The sequence below is a fragment of the Streptomyces griseochromogenes genome, from assembly GCF_001542625.1.
In the GTDB taxonomy this organism is placed as follows: Bacteria; Actinomycetota; Actinomycetes; order Streptomycetales; family Streptomycetaceae; genus Streptomyces; species Streptomyces griseochromogenes.
Genome location: NZ_CP016279.1, coordinates 2,391,816 through 2,409,808, shown reverse-complemented (window position 1 = coordinate 2,409,808; position 17,993 = coordinate 2,391,816). Strand labels below are relative to the sequence as shown.

At 70.2% G+C, this 17,993-nt stretch carries 16 protein-coding genes; 6 read left to right on the top strand and 10 right to left on the bottom strand.

Going from position 1 to position 17,993, the window contains the following annotated elements; all coding sequences use genetic code 11:
• Positions 1 to 40 precede the first annotated feature (40 nt).
• Positions 41 to 1,204, bottom strand: a complete 1,164-nt coding sequence (locus AVL59_RS10380) for a citrate synthase/methylcitrate synthase (protein WP_067301895.1) — start codon at positions 1,202 to 1,204, stop codon at positions 41 to 43.
• 112 nt (positions 1,205 to 1,316) lie between these two features.
• Here AVL59_RS10380 and AVL59_RS10375 point away from each other — a divergent pair, with 112 nt between their 5' ends.
• The 4 genes from AVL59_RS10375 to AVL59_RS10360 all read left to right on the top strand — a co-directional run bounded on the left by AVL59_RS10375 (position 1,317) and on the right by AVL59_RS10360 (position 6,045).
• Positions 1,317 to 2,573 (top strand): citrate synthase, encoded by a 1,257-nt coding sequence (locus AVL59_RS10375; protein ID WP_067317112.1) that lies wholly within the window; start codon positions 1,317 to 1,319, stop codon positions 2,571 to 2,573.
• 54 nt (positions 2,574 to 2,627) lie between these two features.
• The gene (locus AVL59_RS10370) at positions 2,628 to 3,569 is read left to right on the top strand and encodes a sucrase ferredoxin (protein ID WP_067301892.1); all 942 of its coding nucleotides are present in this window, start codon (positions 2,628 to 2,630) and stop codon (positions 3,567 to 3,569) included.
• Positions 3,570 to 3,667: 98 nt separating this feature from the next.
• Positions 3,668 to 5,368 carry an ATP-binding protein gene (locus tag AVL59_RS10365; protein ID WP_067301889.1) on the top strand — a complete coding sequence of 567 codons (1,701 nt, stop codon included), beginning with the start codon at positions 3,668 to 3,670 and terminating at the stop codon, positions 5,366 to 5,368.
• Positions 5,365 to 6,045, top strand: coding sequence for a response regulator (locus AVL59_RS10360; protein ID WP_067301886.1), 681 nt, complete (start codon positions 5,365 to 5,367; stop codon positions 6,043 to 6,045). The genes AVL59_RS10365 and AVL59_RS10360 overlap by 4 nt, the downstream gene beginning before the upstream one ends.
• 13 nt (positions 6,046 to 6,058) lie before the next feature.
• On the opposite strand, the gene AVL59_RS10355 is transcribed toward AVL59_RS10360, so the two are convergent.
• The 3 genes from AVL59_RS10355 to AVL59_RS10345 form a co-directional block, all read right to left on the bottom strand.
• Positions 6,059 to 7,102 (bottom strand): ABC transporter substrate-binding protein, encoded by a 1,044-nt coding sequence (locus tag AVL59_RS10355; protein ID WP_067301883.1) that lies wholly within the window; start codon positions 7,100 to 7,102, stop codon positions 6,059 to 6,061.
• Positions 7,103 to 7,164: 62 nt separating this feature from the next.
• Positions 7,165 to 8,043 (bottom strand): ABC transporter permease, encoded by an 879-nt coding sequence (locus AVL59_RS10350; RefSeq protein WP_067301880.1) that lies wholly within the window; start codon positions 8,041 to 8,043, stop codon positions 7,165 to 7,167.
• Positions 8,033 to 8,848: an ABC transporter ATP-binding protein gene (locus AVL59_RS10345; protein WP_067301878.1), complete on the bottom strand. Its 816-nt coding sequence runs from the start codon at positions 8,846 to 8,848 to the stop codon at positions 8,033 to 8,035. The genes AVL59_RS10350 and AVL59_RS10345 overlap by 11 nt, the downstream gene beginning before the upstream one ends.
• A gap of 159 nt (positions 8,849 to 9,007) precedes the next feature.
• Here AVL59_RS10345 and AVL59_RS10340 point away from each other — a divergent pair, with 159 nt between their 5' ends.
• Positions 9,008 to 9,700 carry a response regulator gene (locus tag AVL59_RS10340; protein ID WP_067301876.1) on the top strand — a complete coding sequence of 231 codons (693 nt, stop codon included), beginning with the start codon at positions 9,008 to 9,010 and terminating at the stop codon, positions 9,698 to 9,700.
• Between the two features lie 33 nt (positions 9,701 to 9,733).
• Here the strand turns inward: AVL59_RS10340 and AVL59_RS10335 are convergent, their stop codons facing one another.
• From AVL59_RS10335 to AVL59_RS10310, 6 genes are all read right to left on the bottom strand, one after another.
• Entirely contained in the window at positions 9,734 to 11,326 is a 1,593-nt protein-coding gene (locus AVL59_RS10335; RefSeq protein WP_067301873.1) for a solute symporter family protein, read from the bottom strand.
• Complete coding sequence (locus tag AVL59_RS10330; RefSeq protein ID WP_067317110.1) at positions 11,323 to 11,778, bottom strand: DUF485 domain-containing protein; 456 nt, start codon at positions 11,776 to 11,778, stop codon at positions 11,323 to 11,325. The genes AVL59_RS10335 and AVL59_RS10330 overlap by 4 nt, the downstream gene beginning before the upstream one ends.
• 162 nt (positions 11,779 to 11,940) lie before the next feature.
• On the bottom strand, positions 11,941 to 12,624 hold the full coding sequence (locus AVL59_RS10325; RefSeq protein ID WP_067301871.1) for a response regulator transcription factor: 684 nt from the start codon (positions 12,622 to 12,624) through the stop codon (positions 11,941 to 11,943).
• Positions 12,621 to 13,772: a sensor histidine kinase gene (locus AVL59_RS10320; protein ID WP_067301867.1), complete on the bottom strand. Its 1,152-nt coding sequence runs from the start codon at positions 13,770 to 13,772 to the stop codon at positions 12,621 to 12,623. Before AVL59_RS10320 ends, AVL59_RS10325 begins: the two co-directional genes overlap by 4 nt.
• Positions 13,769 to 14,290 (bottom strand): DUF1453 family protein, encoded by a 522-nt coding sequence (locus AVL59_RS10315; RefSeq protein ID WP_067301865.1) that lies wholly within the window; start codon positions 14,288 to 14,290, stop codon positions 13,769 to 13,771. The genes AVL59_RS10320 and AVL59_RS10315 overlap by 4 nt, the downstream gene beginning before the upstream one ends.
• 902 nt (positions 14,291 to 15,192) lie before the next feature.
• Positions 15,193 to 17,316 (bottom strand): DNA gyrase/topoisomerase IV subunit B, encoded by a 2,124-nt coding sequence (locus AVL59_RS10310; RefSeq protein ID WP_067301862.1) that lies wholly within the window; start codon positions 17,314 to 17,316, stop codon positions 15,193 to 15,195.
• A gap of 440 nt (positions 17,317 to 17,756) precedes the next feature.
• Between AVL59_RS10310 and AVL59_RS10305 the strand changes: the two genes are divergently transcribed.
• Complete coding sequence (locus AVL59_RS10305; protein ID WP_067004125.1) at positions 17,757 to 17,987, top strand: DUF7455 domain-containing protein; 231 nt, start codon at positions 17,757 to 17,759, stop codon at positions 17,985 to 17,987.
• The last annotated feature ends 6 nt before the right edge of the window (positions 17,988 to 17,993 follow it).

Genomic DNA, 17,993 nt, shown 5'->3' with positions numbered 1-17,993 from the left:
GACTGCCGGACCAGGATAAGAGCGGGCGCCCCGGTGGGACTCATGGCCGAGTCGGCACCGCCGGCTCCGGCTCCGGTCCCACATACCGCGCGACCGGGCGGATGATCTTCGAATCCGCCGCCTGTTCCAGGATGTTGGCGCTCCAGCCGACCACGCGGGCCGCCGCGAAGGTGGGGGTGAACATCTCCCGGGGCAGGCCGCACAGCTCCATGACCACACCCGCGTAGAACTCGACGTTCGTGTGCAGCTCACGGCCGGGCTTCAGCTCGGCCAGGATCGCCTCGACGTGCCGCTCGACCTCGACGGCGAAGTCGACGCGCGGGCCCCCGAAGCCCTGCGCGATCTCGCGCAGCATCCGTGAACGGGGGTCCTCCGTGCGGTAGACGGCGTGCCCGAAACCCATGATGCGGTCACCCGCGAGCACCCGTTCCCGGATCCAGGAGTCGATCCGGTCCGGCGTTCCTATCGTGTCCAGCGTGTCGAGGGCACGGCTGGGCGCCCCGCCGTGCAGGGGTCCGGACAGCGCGCCCACGGCCCCGACGAGACAGGCGGCCACGTCGGCGCCCGTGGACGCGATGACCCGCGCGGTGAAGGTTGATGCATTGAATCCGTGATCAATGGTTGAGATCAGGTATTGCTCGACCGCCCTGGCCCGCCGCGGCTCCGGTTCCTCGCCGGTGAGCATGTAGAGGTAGTTGGCCGCGTACGACAGGTCCTCGCGCGGCTCCACGGGGCCGAGTCCCCGCCCCAGCCGGTACAGCGCCGTGAGCAGCGTCGGTACGGCCGCACATGCGGCGACGGTGTCCGCACGGCGCTGGTCGGCGTCCATGTCGTACACCGGCCGGAACCCCTTCGCCGCGCCCAGCAGCGACAGCGCGGTGCGCATTCCGGTGAGGGGGCCGGAGTCACGGCCCGCCTTCGCGAGGGCGGGAAGGGCGGACCGGACCTCCTCGGGCAGCCGGCGCAGCGCCGCGGTCTCGGCGGTGAAGGCGGCCCGACGCTCCGCGTCCGGGAGTGCGCCGTGGACGAGGAGATGCCAGACGTCCTCGAAGCCGCGGGTGTGCGCGAGTTCGACGGCCGAGTACTGGCGGTAGTGGTAGAAGCCCTCGAGCCCCCGGACGTCTCCGACCTCGGTGTCGGTGACGACGACCCCCGCGAGGCCCCGAGGTACGTCGACGACGGATGCGGCCCTGTTGATGGACATGCTGTTCCTCCCTGGACTTGATCCGACTGTCCATGCTTGACTAATTCCTGTCAATATTGATTGAATCAATGTAGGGCTATCAATATGTTCAGAGGCGGCTACGGTGACCTCCATGCGCGATCACGAACCCGCTCCTGGCCGCCCCGGGCGAAGGCTGACCACCAAGGAGACCGCCGAGGCGCTCGGCGTGAAGCCGGAGACCGTGTACGCCTACGTGAGCCGCCGCCTGCTCAGCAGCAGGCGTGAACCCGGCGGCCGCGCCAGCACCTTCGACGCGAAGGAAGTCGAGGCCCTCGCCCGGCGCAACCGGCGCGAGGCCGCGGCGGTCCCGGGCTCCGGCGGCGACCTGTCCGTCCGGACCCGGATCACCCTGATCGACAAGGACCGGTACTACTTCCGGGGCGTGGACGCCACGGAGCTGGCCACCCGCCACTCCTACGAGGAGGTCGCCGAGTGGCTGTGGACGGGCCGCCTGACGCCGGGCGTGACCCTCACCGCGCCGGAGGCCACCGTCGAGGTCGCCCGCCACGCCGTGAACGCCCTGCCCGAGCACACCTCCCCCACCGACCGGCTGCGGGTGGCGGCGATCGCCGCGGCGGCCGAGGACCCGCTGCGCTTCGACCTGTCCGAGGAGGCCGTGCTGAGCACGGCACGGGTTCTCATCCCGACTCTCGTCGCCGCGCTGCCGCCCGCCCGCCTCACCCACAAGGACGGCGGCCCGCTGTCCCACCGTCTGTGGGCCCGGCTGACCGGCCGCCCCGCCGACGAGGCCTCGCTGCGCGTCCTGGACACCGCCCTCGCCCTGCTCGCCGATCACGACCTGGCCGCCTCCACGCTCGCCGTCCGGGTCGCCGCCTCGGCCCGCGCACACGCCTACGCGGCCGTCTCTGCCGGGCTCGGCGTCCTGGAGGGCCCGCTGCACGGCGCCTCCAGCGGCCTGGCCCACCGGCTGCTGCTCGACGTGCTCGACCAGGGGACCGCGGTTCCGGTGATCGCGGACGAGCTGCGCGCGGGCCGCCGTATCCCCGGACTCGGCCACCGGCTCTACGTCGGCGAGGACCCGCGCGCGCGGGTGCTGTTCGGCCTCCTGGAGCAGGTACCGCGCGCGGAGCCCGCCCTGCTGGCGGCACGCGACATCGTCGCCACGACCGCCCGTCACACCCCTCTGCACGCCAACGTCGACCTGGCACTGGCTGTGTTCACCGCCTCCTGCGGCATGCCCGCCACAGCCGGCGAGACGATCTTCGCCGTGGCCCGGACGGCGGGGTGGATCGCCCACGCCTTGGAGGAGTACGGCGAGCGCCCGATGCGGATGCGCCCCATCGGCCAGTACGTCGGTCCGCGGCCTCCGCAACCCCTCCCGGAGTAGGACAGAATCACGGCTGGAAGTCGCCCTGGGAAAAGTCAGGTTAGGCTCACCTCTGTGAGTAGGTGCGCGACCGTCTCCCGGAGCCTTGACGAGCCCGTTCCCGGAACGGCCGCCACGGCGACGACGTGGCTGCTGCTGGAACAGCCCGGTCCCTGGGGTGCCAAGGCGCTCACTTCGAGCCATCTCGACCCGGTGCTGGGCCGTGCCCTGGAAGCCGCCGCCGAGGGAACGGGCGTCCGTATCGCGCTCATCCGGCGCCCCGGCCGCCACGCCGACCTCGGCACGCCGGCGCCCCGGCATGTGTACGCGGCTCACACGGTTCCCGGAAACGTGTGGCTGCACAGCGCCACCACCCGCGATCCGCGCCGGCTGCTCGGCCTCGACTTCGCCGCTCTCGGTGCGGGCGACCACCGTTCCTTCGCCGCGGCGCTCGGCGGCCGGCCGCACACGGGCGACCCGCTCGCGCTCGTGTGCACCAACGGCAAGCGCGACCGGTGCTGTGCCCTTCTGGGCCGACCGCTCGCCGCCGAGCTGGCCGCGTCCGGTGTGCGGGGCGTCTGGGAGGTCACCCATCTGGGTGGTCATCGCTTCTCGCCGACGGTGCTCGTCCTGCCGTACGGCTACGCGTACGGCCGGGCGGAGGCGCACACCATCAAGGCGGCCCTGCACGGGGTCCAGGAGGGGCGCGTGGTGGTCGAGGGGTGCCGGGGGTGCTCCGCCTGGGAACGGCCCGGCCAGGCGGCCGAGCTGGCCGTGCGCTCGACGGCGGACGAGTACGCGGCGGCCGCGCTGAGCGTCGTACGGACCGAGGGCAGGGCACCTCGCTGGGAGGTCACCGTCGCCCACGCCGACGGCCGCCGCTGGCGGGTCACGGTGGCGCAGGGCGCGTCCTTGCCGCCGCGCCAGGAGAGCTGCGACGCGGCCGTGCTGGGCGCGCCGGCACGCATGGACGTGCTGGCGGTCCGCGAACTGCGGACGACGGCGCTGGCGAGCTGAGCCTGGGCTCACCCACATCCACTTCTTCAAGAATTGGTCAAGAGATCCCCGCCACACCGCCTGCGCCGACGACCGTCCGCCCCCGTACCGTCGTGTACATGAGCCCTGCTGCCCCCGCACGCCGTCTGCGCCTCGGTCTGCCGCGGCGGGTCTTCTCGCAGGTGCTGCTGATGCAGGTGGCGATCGCCGCGGGCGTCGCGGTGCTCGCGACGGGGCTCTTCCTGGCGCCGCTGAGCAAGCAGCTGGATCAGGAGGCCATGCGCCGCGCGCTGGCCATCGCCCTGACCACGGCACAGGACCCGCAGATCGCCGAAGGCGTCCTGAACACCCCGCCGACCAGGAACGGGCCCGTGCAGAAGGAGGCCGAGCGGATCCGGCGCGCCACCCACGCCGAGTACGTCGTGGTGCTGGACCGGCACTGGGTGCGCTGGTCGCACCCCACCCCTGGGGAGATCGGCCGCCGGGTCTCCACCGACCCCAGAGACGCCCTGAAGGGCAAGGAGGTCATGGAGATCGACAAGGGCACCCTGGGCCGCTCGGCCCGCGGCAAGGTGCCCCTGTACGACGCCGACCACCGGATCATCGGGGCGGTCTCGGTCGGTATCGCGTACGACAGCGTGCGCGCGCGGCTGATCAGCGCGATCCCGGGGTTGTTCGCCTACGCCGGCGGCGCCCTGGCGGTGGGCGCGCTGGCCGCCTGGCTCATCTCCCGCCGGGTCCAGCGGCAGACCCGGGACCTGGCCTTCTCCGACATCTCGGCGCTGCTCGCGGAGCGCGAGGCGATGCTGCACGGCATCCGGGAGGGCGTGGTCGCCCTCGACCGCGGCGGCCGCATCCGCCTGCTCAACGACGAGGCACGGCGGCTGCTGGGCATCGGCGACGAGGCCGTCGGGCAGTCCCCCGACGAAGCGCTCGGCGAGGGCCGTACGACGGACGTCCTGGCCGGCCGGGTGACCGGCACCGACCTGCTCACCGTGCGCGGCCAGCGCGTCCTGGTCGCCAACCGCATGCCCACGGACGACGGCGGCGCCGTGGCGACCCTGCGCGATCGCACGGAACTGGAGCAGCTGGGCCGCGAGCTCGACTCCACGCGCGGTCTGATCGACGCCCTGCGCGCCCAGGACCATGAGCACGCCAACCGTATGCACACCCTGCTCGGCCTGCTGGAGCTGGAGATGTACGACGACGTCGTGGAGTTCGTCGGCGAGGTCGTCGGGGACCACCGGGCCACCGCCGAACAGGTCACCGAGAAGATCCAGGACCCGCTGCTCGCCGCCCTGCTGGTCGGCAAGGCGACCGTCGCGGCCGAGCGTGGCGTCGCCCTGTGGGTGTCGGAACGCACCCGGCTCCCCGACCGGTTGATCGACCCCCGGGGCCTGGTCACGGTCGTGGGCAACCTCGTCGACAACGCCCTAGACGCGGTCGCGGGCACCCCACACGCGCGCGTGGAGGTCGAGTTGCGCGCCGAGGGACGTACGGTCGTGCTCCGCGTGTGCGACACCGGGCCCGGAATCCCGGAGGACCAGCGGGAGTTGATCTTCACCGAGGGGTGGTCGACCAAGAAGCCGCCCGCGCACGGCAAGCGGGGCCTCGGGCTCTCGCTGGTGCGCCGGCTCGCCGAACGGCAGGGCGGGAGCGCGAGGGTGGGCGCGGCGGACGGCGGAGGCGCGGAATTCACCGTCGTCCTGCCGGAGGCGCTGACCGAGCCGGAACCGGAGCCCGCACACACCGGGTCCGCGGAGCCAGGCGTGACGGGCCCTTCCACCGTCCCGACCGCTGCCGAGGAGGAGGCACGATGATCGAGGTCCTGGTCGTGGACGACGACACCCGGGTCGCCCGGGTCAACGCCGCCTACGTCGAGAAGGTGCCCGGTTTCCACGTGGCCGCCGAGGCGCACAGCGCGGCCGAGGCGCTGAACCGGCTGGAGACGCTGCCGCGGCTCGACCTGGTCCTCATGGACCACTATCTGCCCGACGAGACCGGGCTCGCGGTCGTCCAGGAGATGCGCCGCCGCGGCCACCAGACCGATGTGATCATGGTGACGGCCGCGCGGGACGTGTCGACCGTCCAGGCGGCCCTGCGGCACGGCGTGCTGCAGTATCTGGTGAAGCCGTTCGCCTTCGCCGGGCTGCGCGCCAAGCTGGAGGCGTACGCGGAGCTGCGCCGCACGCTGGACGGCGGCGGCGAGGCCGAACAGGCGGAGGTGGACCGCATCTTCGGCGCCCTGTCCGCGCCGTCGGAGCCCGGACTGCCCAAGGGGCACTCCCCCACCACGGCCGAGCTGGTGCGCCAGTCCCTGATGAGTGCCGACGGGCCGCTGTCCGCCCAGGAGATCGCCGAGCGGACGGGGGTGAGCCGCCAGACCGCCCAGCGCTATCTCAAGCTCCTGGAGCGCACCGGACGGGCCCGGCTGACCCTGAAATACGGTGACGCGGGCCGCCCGGAACACCGTTACGAGTGGGCGACCCGCGCCTGAGCGGCCTCTTGCGTTACTTGGCGGCCTTGACGAACTCGGTCGTGTACGTCTTGCTCAGGTCCACCTCGGCGTTCTTGATGTTGGGGTTGAACGCCTTGAGGACCTTCTCGACGGTCTCGGGACCGCCCTCGGGCATGACGCCGTCCTTGGTGAACATCGGCAGCGTGCTCTTGATGGCCTGCGCGTAGAGCGTCTTGTCGCCCTGGGAGTAGTCGGCGGGCATCTTGGCCGCGATCTCGTCCGCGCTGTGGGTGGACATCCACGTGAGCGTCTTGACGAATGCATTGGCCAACTTCTGGACGGTGTCCTTGTGTCCGTTCACCCAGTCCGTCTGCATGTACAGACTGGACGACGGGTACGGTCCGCCCAGCGCAGCCCGCGAACCCTCGGGCGTGCGCATGTCGAGGAGGACCTTGCCCGCCTTCTTGTCCAGGATCGTGGCGACGGTCGGGTCGGTCGTCATGCCGCCGTCGATCGCGCCCTGCTGGAGCGCCGAGATGAAGGTCGGTCCGGCCCCGACGGCGACCGGCGTGAACTCGCTGACCTTCACGCCGTTCTTGACGGCGAGGTACTTGGTGAGGAAGTCGGTCGACGAGCCGAGGCCGGTGACGCCGAGCTTCTTCCCCTTGAAGTCCTCGGGCGAGGTGATGTCCCCCGCCGCCTTCCGGGAGACGACCTCCACCTCGCCCGGCGCGTGCGAGAACTGCACGACGGACTCGACGGACTTGCCCTTCGTCTGCAGGTCCAGGGTGTGGTCGTAGAAACCGACGGCTCCCTGGACCTGACCGGAGACGAGCGCGGTCTCGGCCTGGACACCGGCGGGCTCGCTCAGCAGTTCCACGTCGAGGCCCTCGGCGTCGAAGTAGCCGAGCCGCTGGGTGAGCATCGCCGGCAGGTAGATGACCTTGTCCAGGCCGCCGACCATGATCTTGACCTTCGTGCCCTTGCCGTCCCCCGTGGAGGCGGTGCTCGCCGCGTCATTGGCACAGGCGGTGAGGGAGGAGAGGGCGAGCAGGCCGGCAGCGGCCAGGGTGGTGTATCTCGCGGACTTGCGCATGGCGGTTCACGTCCTTGTGATGAGGGCGGTGCGGGGAAGCGGGGGGTGGCTCAAAGGGGCGTTCAGCTGTCGGAGCCCGACGGCTTCCACCGGAAGATGCGGCGCTCGGCGAAGGTGAGCAGACCCTCGGCGGCGAGCGCGACGACGGCGAGGATGACCATCGCGCCGTACACCCCGGCCGCGTTGAAGGTGCCCTGCGACTGCGCGACGAGCAGGCCGATGCCCTTGGTCGCGCCGATGTACTCGCCGACGATGGCACCGATGAGGGCGAAGCCGAAGCTGACGTGGAGGCTGGTGAAGATCCACGATGTGGCCGACGGGATGACGACCTGGAGCGTCACCCTGCGGTCGCTCGCGCCGAGGATCCGGGCGTTGGAGACCAGATTGCGGTCGACTTCGCGGGCGCCCTGGAAGGCGTTGAAGAAGACCGGGAAGAACACCAGCACGACGGCCGACGCGACCTTGGAGGCGGGGCCGAGTCCGAACCAGATCACGAAGATCGGGGCAAGGACGATCCTGGGTATCGAGTTGAGCACCTTGATGTATGGACCAAGGATGTCGGCGAGGAAGGTGATCCGCCCGAGGGCGATACCGAACACGACGCCGGCGACCACACCGAGCACCCAGCCGAGCAGCGCCTCGTAGACCGTGTACCAGATCTGCTCGCCGAGGGATCCCTGGGCCGTCCCGTGCATCACCCAGGTCCAGATCTGGTCCCAGATCTTCGAGGGCATCGAGAAGTTGAACGGATCGATGGCCTTGGCCCGGGAAAGCACTTCCCACAGGCCGAGGACGGCGACCAGGAGGAGTACGCGGGCGCCCATGACAACGATCTTGCGTCTGCGGGCGGCACGCGCGCGTGAGTGCGTACGGTCCGTCTTGTCGCCGGGTTCGGTCGTGGTCAGCACGACCTGGGCCTCGGGCATGACGTCAGGCGACATGGGCGGCACCCCTCTCACGGGTGATGCGGACCTCTTCGCCGAGGGACTCCCAGATCTCGCGGTAGATCTCGATGAACCGCGGCTCCAGGCGCACCGACTCGACCTTGCGCGGCCGGGGCAGGTCGATGTCGAAGACCTGTTTCACGGTCGCCGGTCCCGCGGTCATCACGACGACCTTGTCGGCCAGCGCGATGGACTCCTCCAGGTCGTGGGTGACGAAGACGACCGAGGCGCCGCTGCCCTCCCACAGCTCCAGCAGCTCGTCCGACATCAGCGCCCGGGTCTGTACGTCGAGCGCCGAGAACGGCTCGTCCATGAGCAGGATCTCGGGGTCGTTGACAAAGGTGGCGGCGAGGGCGACGCGCTTGCGCTGACCGCCGGAGAGCTGGTGCGGGTAGCGGTCCTCGAAGGCCGCGAGACCGACCCGAGTCAGCCAGTCGCGCGCCTTCTGCTTGGCCTCGGCCTTGGGCACGCCCCTGAAGCGCGGGCCCGTCATGACGTTGGACAGGACCGTCCGCCAGGGGAAGGTGGCGTCCTGCTGGAAGACGAAACCGACCTTGTCGCCGACGCCGTCGACCGGCTCACCGGCCACCAGCACCTCGCCCTCGGTGGGCTCCTCCAGGCCGCTGACCAGGGTCAGCGTGGTGGACTTGCCGCAGCCGGTCGGGCCGACGACGGCCACGAACTCACCGCGCCCGACGGTGAGGTCCAGATCCCGGACTGCGGTGTGCAGACCCCCCGACGGGGTCCTGAAGGTCTTGCTCGCGCCCCGTAGCTCGATGGCGGGGCTGGTGTCTGCGCTCATGGGGCGGGACGGTAGGTGCGGTTCCGGCCACGGCAGCAGTCTTGTGACCACAAGCCGTTCTTTTGCTCGCAAGAGCCTGTTGTGCTCATTTTGCTCGCGCTACAACTGCGGAGCACGAAACACGGGCTTAACGCTCGCCGGCCTTGAAGGAGAGGCCTGATGATTGACGTCCTGGTCGTGGACGACGACTTCCGCGTCGCAGAGATAAACGCCAAGTACGTGGGAAAGGTTCCCGGCTTCCGGGTGACCGCCCGCGCGCACAGCGCCGCCCAGGCCCTGGCCGCCGTCGAACACGGCGCCATCGATCTGGTCCTGCTCGATCACTATCTGCCGGACCAGACCGGCCTCGAACTCGTCCACCGCATGCGGGAGCAGGGCCACGGCACCGACGTCATCATGATCACGGCCGCCAGCGACGTGACGACCGTGCAGCGGGCGATGCGCCTGGGCGCCCTGCACTACCTGGTCAAACCGTTCACCTTCGCCGCCCTGCGTACCCGCCTCGACTCCTATGCCGCGCTGCGCCGCACCGTCGACCGGGTGGGCGGCCGGGGGCTGACGGGCCAGGAGCAGGTCGACCGGATCTTCGGTGCCCTGCGCACGGCCCCCGCACCGTCCGCGCCGGGCCTGCCCAGCGGCCAGTCGGAACCCACGACCGACCTCATCTGCGGCGTCCTGCACCGCGCGGACCACCCGCTGTCGGCCCATGAAGTCGCGGCCGAGACCGGCCTGAGCCGCTCCACGGCCCAGCGCTATCTGCGCACCCTGGAACAGGCGGGCCGCCTCCGCCTCTCCTTGAAGTACGGTGACACCGGCCGCCCGGAGCACCGGTACGCGTGGGTGGCACCGTAAGGCCGGTCTCGTCGCGGCACCCTACCGAGCCGGCTACACGGCCCCCGCCCCGGTCAGTGACCGCACCTCTGTCTCCGCGTACTTGGCTTCGTCGGCGACCTCGTCCGAGGTGACCGTGCCCAGCCAGCCGGCGAGGAAGCCGAGCGGGATGGAGACGATGCCCGGGTTCTGCAGAGGGAAGTACTGGAAGTCGACGTCCGGGAAGAGCGAGTCCGGGCTGCCCGAGACCACCGGGGAGAGCAGCACCAGCCCGAGCGCGGGAATCAGCCCGCCGTATACGGCCCACACCGCGCCGCGCGTCGTAAAGCCGCGCCAGAACAGCGCGTACAGCAGCACCGGCAGGTTCGCCGACGCGGCCACGGCGAAGGCGAGGCCGACCAGGAAGGCTACGTTGAGGTCGCGTGCCAACAGGCCCAGCGCGATCGCGACGACGCCGATGCCGACCGCCGCGACGCGCGCCACCGCCACCTCGCTGCGTGTATTGGCGTGCGACCGCCGCAAGGACGCGTACAGATCGTGGGCCACGGAGGCCGAGGAGGCGAGCGTGATCCCGGCGACCACCGCGAGAATCGTCGCGAAGGCGACGGCGGCGACGATGGCGAACAGAACCGTTCCACCAGTGGAGCCAGCACCGCCGCCCAGGTCGAGGGCGAGCAGGGGTACGGCGGTGTTCCCGGCCGCGTTCGAGCCGCGCACGGTCTGCGGCCCGACCACGGCTGCGGCCCCGAACCCGAGGACGATCGTCATCAGATAGAAGCCGCCGATCAGCCCGATGGACCACACCGCCGAACGGCGGGCCGCCCGCGCGGTCGGCACGGTGTAGAAGCGGGACAGGATGTGCGGCAGCCCCGCCGTGCCCAGTACCAGCGCGAGCCCCAGGCTGATGAAGTCGAGGCGGGCGGTCCAGCTCCCGCCGTACTTCAGTCCCGGCGCCAGGAACGCGCTCCCGTGGCCGCTGCGGTCCGCCGCCGCCACCAGCAGCCGGTCGAAGTCGCCGTGGAACCGCACCAGCACCAGCACGGTCAGCACGACCGTGCCGGTGAGCAGCAGGACCGCCTTCACGATCTGGATCCAGGTGGTGGCCCGCATCCCTCCCAGCGACACATAGATCACCATCAGGGCACCCACCCCGATGACCGTCCAGGCCTGGGCCGCACCGCTCGTCCGCCCCAGCAGCAGCGCCACCAGGCTGCCCGCACCCACCATCTGCGCCACCAGATACAGAACGGACACCGTGACCGAGGAAGTTCCCGCGGCGATCCGCACCGGCCTCTCGCTCATCCGCGCGGCCACCACGTCGGCCAGGGTGAACCGCCCGCAGTTGCGCACCAGTTCCGCCACCAGGAACAGCACGACCAGCCAGGCCACGAGGAAGCCCACCACGTACAGCAGCCCGTCGTAGCCGTAGAGCGCGATGAGCCCCGTGACCCCGAGGAAGGAGGCCGCCGACATGTAGTCACCCGCGATGGCAAAACCATTCTCCATCGGGGTGAAGAGCCGCCCTCCGGCATAGAACTCCTCCGCCGTGCCCTGCCGCCTGCGGCTCACCCATGTCGTGATCCCCAGGGTCACGGCCACGAACCCGCTGAACAACAGCAGCGCCAGCGCCTGATGTCCGCCGGTCACGAGGCATCTCCCTGGACTCCGCGGGCCAGTTCCTGTGTGTCCCAGCGCAGTTCCAGCGCGGCCCGGTCCCGACGCAGCCGCGCATGCCGGGCGTAGGCCCAGGTGAACAGGAACGTGCTGAGGAACTGCCCGAGCCCCGCGAGCATCGCCACGTTCACCGCCCCGGTCACGGGACGGGCCATGAGGCCGGGCGCGGTCGTCGCGGCGACCACGTACCCCACGTACCAGACGAGAAAGACGGCGACTCCCGGCACCACGAACCTGCGGTACCTGCTGCGCACCTCCTGGAAGGCCTCGCTGCGCGCCACCTCCAGGTACACGTCGCGGGCACGGACAGCCGTTCCGTCCTGCTCCCCGCGCGCGGACGGTACGGCCCGTGCCGGCATCCCGGTGCCATCCAGCTCGCCCCAGCCGGAGGCCAGCGCGTCGTACCAGGGGTCGTCGTATCTCACGTCGCGGGAGGCCGCGCCGTGGTCTTCCCGCTTGCCGGCCGAACTCCCGGGATCGTCGCCGGCTCCACGGGAACGGCCATCGCTTGACTGCATGCCCAAGGATGGACAGATCGGTAAGATCCCTGATTCTTCTTCCCCTGGCTCTTCACCCCATCAGGTGACTCACTCCGCGGGCGGCCGCACCAGCCCCTTCCCGTAGGCGTAGCGCACCGCCTGCGCACGGTCCTTGAGGCCCGTCTTGGCGAAGAGATTGTTGATGTGGGTCTTCACCGTCGCGGTCGAGACATGCAGGGTGCGGGCGATCTCCTGGTTGCTCAGACCCTCGGCGATCAGCACCAGGACCTCGGTCTCCCGCGCGGTCAGCCCGTCGGGCGCCTCTGCTGTCGCCGGTGCGGGCTCGGGCTCCGACAGCCTCTCCAGCAGCCGGCGCTGGACACTCGGCGACAGTCCGGCCTCCCCCGACAGCACACTCTCCACGGCGCGCACGATCTCGTCGCCGCCCGCGTCCTTGGTGAGATACCCCCGGGCTCCCGCGCGCAGCGCGGGGAACAGCGACTCGTCGTCCGCGTACGTGGTGAGCACCACGACCTGTGTCCCCGGATACTCCGCCCGAATCCGCCGCGTGGCCTCCACACCGTCGCAGCGGGGCATCCTCAGATCCATCAGGACCACGTCCGGGGCCAGTTCCCCGACGAGCCGCACCGCCTCCTCGCCGTCCCCCGCCGAACCCACGACCTCCACTCCGGGCAGCAGCCCGAGCAGCATCACGATGCCTTCCCGGACCACCGTCTGGTCGTCGGCGACCACCACACGCGCGGGCTTCCTCTCCCCCTCCGTCTCCGTCATACAGGCACCTTCAACGTCACCACGAACCCCTCCTCGTCCGGCCCCGCGTCCAGCGAACCGCCCAGCAGTTCGGCGCGCTCCCGCATACCCAGCAGACCGTACCCGGCGCCCGCACCCGTCAGTTCACCCGGCCGACCGCCCGAGTCCCGTACGTCCAGCGTCACTTCGTGCCCGCCGTATTCGAGTCGCAGGTGCACCTTGGCGCCATGGGCGTGCTTGCGGACATTCGTCAACGCCTCTTGTGCCACCCGGCGCACGGCTTGTGAGGCTTCGGCCGACAGAGGCCGGCGCTCACCCGTGACGGTGACGTCGGCGCCCTCGGCCGCGCTGACGAGTTCGGTGAGGAACTCCTCCAGGGGCGACAGCTCACCACGCAGCGCGGACAGCGCCTGCCTGGTCTCGGCGAGGCCGTCGCGGGCCATGCCCCGGGCGGCCACCACCCGCTCCAGGATCTGCTCCCGGCCGGCGCCGCGCTCGATCAGCAGCCGTGCCGCCTCCAGGTGCACCAGTTGCGCCGAGAGGCTGTGGGCAAGCACGTCGTGGATCTCCCGGGCGATCCTGGCCCGTTCGGCCAGCGCCGCCGACTCCGCCTCGGCGGCCCTCGCGGCCCTCTCCTGTGCGAGCAGCCGCTGCGCACTCCCCCGAGCCTCGGCGTCCAGCCTCAGGACGTATCCGGCAAGGGCCATACCCGCCACCGTGGCGGCCGTGGTCAGCCACACGTCGTTGTTGAACGCGGAGTACGAGGCCAGTGCCACCGATGTCATGGGCAGGGCGGCCCCGAGGGGCAGCCGCTCCAGGGCGGAGACCCCGCAGCCGCACCAGATCAGCAGAGCCGGTCCCCTGAACCCCGTGGCCTGGGCCACGACGGCGATGCCCAGCAGTACACCCATGAGTGCCATGGAGGGCACCAGCCGGTGCTCGTAGGTGCTGCGGAAGAAGGCCCAGGAGACGAGACCGGCCAGCAGGACTCCGGCCGCGGCCGCGAGCGCACCCCAGATGCCGACGTGCTTCTGGCTGAAGGCCCCCCAGAGGAGCAGCCCGAGCACCAGCGCCCTGATGACCCAGGCGAGCAGGCGCCGGGGGCGGGAGGTGCCCGCGCGGCCGAGCGCTTCACGCGACGGCCAGCGCGTCCAGGCGTTCTCCGTCACGCGTGCTCCTTCTCCACCGACCGCATGTCGTCACCGTACGCCGAGGCAGGGTGGCTCGCGGAGCCGAAGGACTGTGCGCGCCAGGCGAGGATCCCGGCCCGGACCAGCAGGGTGCCGGCAAGGCCGAGCATCAGTGCCGAGCTGTCCTGGTGCACGCCGATCACAGTGCCGAGTGCGAAGACACCGAGCCGGAAGGCTATGCCCGCGGCCCATACGCCGACACTCGCCTTGGTGCTCTTGGTCCACACGACACCGTCCGGTGCCGTCCAGATCCGGGTGGTCCAGGCCCAGCCGGCGCCCGTGGCCAAGCCGATGAGCATCTCCACGGCCAGCAGCGCGGCGGATTCGACGCGGTGGTGGGCGTCGAGTATGCCGGGCTCGCGCAGCGCCACGACCCCGAGAATCACGGGCAGCAGCCACCAGCGCCGGTCGGTGTCGATCGCACGGGCGCGGAACTGCCGCACGATCACGATGGCGACTACGGCCACTGTCACCAACACGTTGACGAGCCCGGACATCGCTGCCTCCGTGAGCGAGAAGGGATGTCGGAAACGAGCGCTGCCGACACCTTCGAAATTACGGAAATTCGCAGGTCAGAAGATCGGAGCCGGGGTGGATCGCGGGTGGAACCCTGCGGACTGTCCGCCTCCACCCAGGGGTGGAGACACCGCCGGTGGGCCGCGCGAGCCGCACGTCTGCCGGTGCTCGGTTGCGCTGCGCGGTGGGATCAGGGCTGGGCGTTGCCAGACTCTGGGACAGGCGTCGCCAGTCGCCGGGCTGGGCTGAGCCGGCCTGGGAAAAGGTCGGCCTGGTTTGGGGCATGGGGCCGGCCTGGGCCGAGGAACGGGGCCGGCCCGAACCGAGGCATGGCGAGCCAGGACAGCGGCCAAGGCCAGTGGTTGCGTTGCCGGGGCAGGAGCCGAAGCCAAGGCAGGTGGATTCCCCCCAGGGGCGGCGCCGCAAGGGCGCCCCCGGTCGAGCCGGTCGTAGCGGCTCGCCATGGGGCCGGTTCAGACGTGTCACGCCCTGCCTCAACCCACGCATGTGGCCCTCGGGACGAGGCGAGGGCCGCCCGTTCGACCCCCGGCTCGAGGCCGAGACGGCGGCGCCTGGGCCGGGCGAACGCTCAAGCGCCGATTCCGCGTGCAACAGCCGAGCGCACACTCAAGATCGGAGCACGGACGCCGACCCGCCACCCGAGCCCTCCGGGCGCAGCCGCCCTCACCCGGTCAGGCCCCGATCCAGTCGCCCCTTCCCAGCCAGTCGCACAACCGGCCAGTCGAAGCCCCCGACCTCTACGGCAAGCCCTGAGTACCGCTCACGCGCCCCGTCGCCATCCCGAAGCACGCCCGACATCCGCCGGCCGACCTGCTGCGCCACTCTCGGTGAGCAGTCAGGTCGGCCCGAGCCGGCGCAACGGCTACGCGTCGATGCGGGACCGGTCCAGTGTGGCCGCCGAGCCGGAGATGAACTCCTTGCGGGGCGCCACGTCGTTGCCCATGAGCAGGTCAAAGACCTGTTCGGCGGCCTCCAGGTCGGAGAGGTTGATCCGGCGCAGGGTGCGGTGGCGTGGGTCCATGGTGGTCTCGGCCAGCTGGTCGGCGTCCATCTCGCCCAGACCCTTGTAGCGCTGGATGGAGTCCTTGTACCGGATGCCCTTGCTCTGGAACTCCATGAGCTTGTCGCGCAGCTCACGGTCCGAGTACGTGTAGACGTACTTGTCCTGGCCCTTCTTCGGCTGGACGATCTCGACACGGTGCAGCGGCGGCACCGCGGCGAAGACACGGCCGGCCTCGACCATGGGCCGCATGTAGCGCTGGAACAGCGTCAGCAGCAGGCAGCGGATGTGGGAGCCGTCCACATCCGCGTCGGTCATCATGATGATCTTGCCATACCGCGCCTGGTCGATGTCGAACGTACGGCCCGAACCGGCTCCTATGACCTGGATGATCGCGCCGCACTCGGCGTTCTTGAGCATGTCGGTCACCGACGACCGCTGCACGTTGAGGATCTTGCCCCGGATCGGCAGCAGCGCCTGGAACTCGGAGTTCCGCGCGAGCTTCGCCGTACCGAGCGCGGAGTCCCCCTCGACGATGAACAGCTCGCTGCGGTCGACGTCGTCGCTGCGGCAGTCGGCGAGCTTGGCCGGCAGGGACGAGGACTCCAGTGCGGTCTTCCGCCGCTGGGCGTCCTTGTGCTGGCGGGCCGCGACGCGGGTGCGGGCAGCGGCGACCACCTTCTCCATCACGACCCGCGCCTGCGCCGCCGCGTCGCGCTTCGTACTCGTCAGGAACGCCTTGAGTTCCTTGGAGATCACATTGAGCACGATGCGGCGGGCCGCCGAGGTGCCGAGCACCTCCTTGGTCTGGCCCTCGAACTGCGGCTCGGCCAGGCGCACGGTGACGACCGCGGTCAGGCCCTCCAGGGCGTCGTCCTTGACGATGTCGTCCTCGGCCACGCGCAGCAGCTTCTTGGCGCGCACCGACTCGAGCAGCGTCTTGGTCACGGCCTGCTCGAAACCGGCCACGTGGGTGCCGCCCTTGGGGGTGGCGATGATGTTCACGAAGGAGCGCAGGGTGGTGTCGTAGCCGGTGCCCCAGCGCATCGCCACGTCCACGCCCAGCTCGCGCGTGACCTCGGTGGGCGTCATCTGGCCGTGTTCGTCCAGGACCGGGACGGTCTCCTTGAAGGTGCCCTGCCCCGAGAAGCGGAGGACATCACAGACCGGCTTGTCCTTGGCCAGGTACTCGCAGAACTCGCTGATGCCGCCGTCGAAGCGGAACGACTCCTCGCCCTTGCTGCCGCCCTCACCGAGCCCGAACTCGTCACGGACGACGATCGTCAGGCCCGGCACCAGGAACGCGGTCTGCCGCGCGCGCTGGTGCAGCGTCTCCAGGGAGAGCTTGGCGTCCTTGAGGAAGATCTGCCGGTCGGCCCAGTACCGCGTGCGGGTGCCGCTTCGGGTCTTGGGGATCTTCTTGGCCTTGGCCAGGCCGCTCTTGGCCTCGAACTTCGCGTTCGGACCCTCGCCCTGGAAAACGCCGGGCACACCGCGCCGGAAGCTGATGGCGTGGGTGTGGCCGCCGCGATCCACCTCGATGTCGACACGGGACGAGAGCGCATTGACCACGGAGGCACCGACTCCGTGCAGACCACCGGAGGCGGCGTACGAACCGCCGCCGAACTTTCCGCCGGCGTGAAGCTTGGTCATGACGACCTCGACGCCGGACAGACCGGTCTTGGGTTCCACGTCCACGGGGATGCCACGGCCGTTGTCCCGCACCTCGACCGAGCCGTCGTCGTGGAGGATGACCTCGATGTGGTCGCAGTAGCCACCGAGGGCCTCGTCCACGGAGTTGTCGATGATCTCCCACAGACAGTGCATCAGACCGCGGCTGTCGGTCGAGCCGATGTACATGCCCGGGCGCTTGCGCACGGCCTCGAGACCCTCGAGGACGAGCAGGTGCCGCGCGGTGTAGTTGGAACCGTCCCGGTCTGCTCCTGCCAGCAGCGCTGTGGACGGCACGGACGTATCGGCGGTCACGCGGTTCGCTCCTCGCTGAATTTCAGATGACCCCCTTCTGGGTAAGGGGGCGGCTTCGGTAGCCGTTCAGAGGGTACCGAGGCCTGGTAGAGCCGTTGTAACGCCACCCTCGTCGAGAACTCAGCCTAGTCCAGACTCGTATACACGTTCGATCCCTCGATGGAGTGAAGTACATATCACGTTCCCTTCGACGCATGAACCATTTAGGCTCCGGGCACGTCCTCATGAACAACCGGCAACCCGGCCGGGAGGATGTGAACCGAAGACAGCGCGAAACCGTAAGCACACAAGACACGCACTACGGCACATTCGCCGCCAACCGGCAGCAGACAGCCCCCCCGGAAAGATTTTTCCGAGGAAATGCCACGAGCGGGAACGTTTTCGGGCTGGTTGGATGTTGACCCTGGTACGACAGCTCGTCGAGCTAGAGAAGAGGCGACGTGACTACTGTTCTGACCCCCGCGAGCCCACTGACGGCCGCCGATCGCTGCGACCGCTGCGGCGCCCAGGCATACCTGCGCGTCGTGCTGCTCAGCGGCGGAGAACTGCTCTTCTGCGCCCACCACGGTCGCAAGTTCGAGCCGGAACTCAAGAAGATCGCCGCTGAGATACAGGACGAGACGGAGCGGCTGACGTCCGTTCCGGGCATCGCTTCCGAAGAAGAGCGCTGAATCTCG

Excerpts from the sequence above, each read along its gene's own strand:
- AVL59_RS10380 (WP_067301895.1), bottom strand. The coding sequence starts at position 1,204 with ATGTCCATCAACAGGGCCGCATCCGTCGTCGACGTACCTCGGGGCCTC.
- AVL59_RS10375 (WP_067317112.1), top strand. The coding sequence starts at position 1,317 with ATGCGCGATCACGAACCCGCTCCTGGCCGCCCCGGGCGAAGGCTGACC.
- AVL59_RS10365 (WP_067301889.1), top strand. The coding sequence starts at position 3,668 with ATGAGCCCTGCTGCCCCCGCACGCCGTCTGCGCCTCGGTCTGCCGCGG.
- AVL59_RS10360 (WP_067301886.1), top strand. The coding sequence starts at position 5,365 with ATGATCGAGGTCCTGGTCGTGGACGACGACACCCGGGTCGCCCGGGTC.
- AVL59_RS10355 (WP_067301883.1), bottom strand. The coding sequence starts at position 7,102 with ATGCGCAAGTCCGCGAGATACACCACCCTGGCCGCTGCCGGCCTGCTC.
- AVL59_RS10350 (WP_067301880.1), bottom strand. The coding sequence starts at position 8,043 with ATGTCGCCTGACGTCATGCCCGAGGCCCAGGTCGTGCTGACCACGACC.
- AVL59_RS10345 (WP_067301878.1), bottom strand. The coding sequence starts at position 8,848 with ATGAGCGCAGACACCAGCCCCGCCATCGAGCTACGGGGCGCGAGCAAG.
- AVL59_RS10340 (WP_067301876.1), top strand. The coding sequence starts at position 9,008 with ATGATTGACGTCCTGGTCGTGGACGACGACTTCCGCGTCGCAGAGATA.
- AVL59_RS10325 (WP_067301871.1), bottom strand. The coding sequence starts at position 12,624 with ATGACGGAGACGGAGGGGGAGAGGAAGCCCGCGCGTGTGGTGGTCGCC.
- AVL59_RS10315 (WP_067301865.1), bottom strand. The coding sequence starts at position 14,290 with ATGTCCGGGCTCGTCAACGTGTTGGTGACAGTGGCCGTAGTCGCCATC.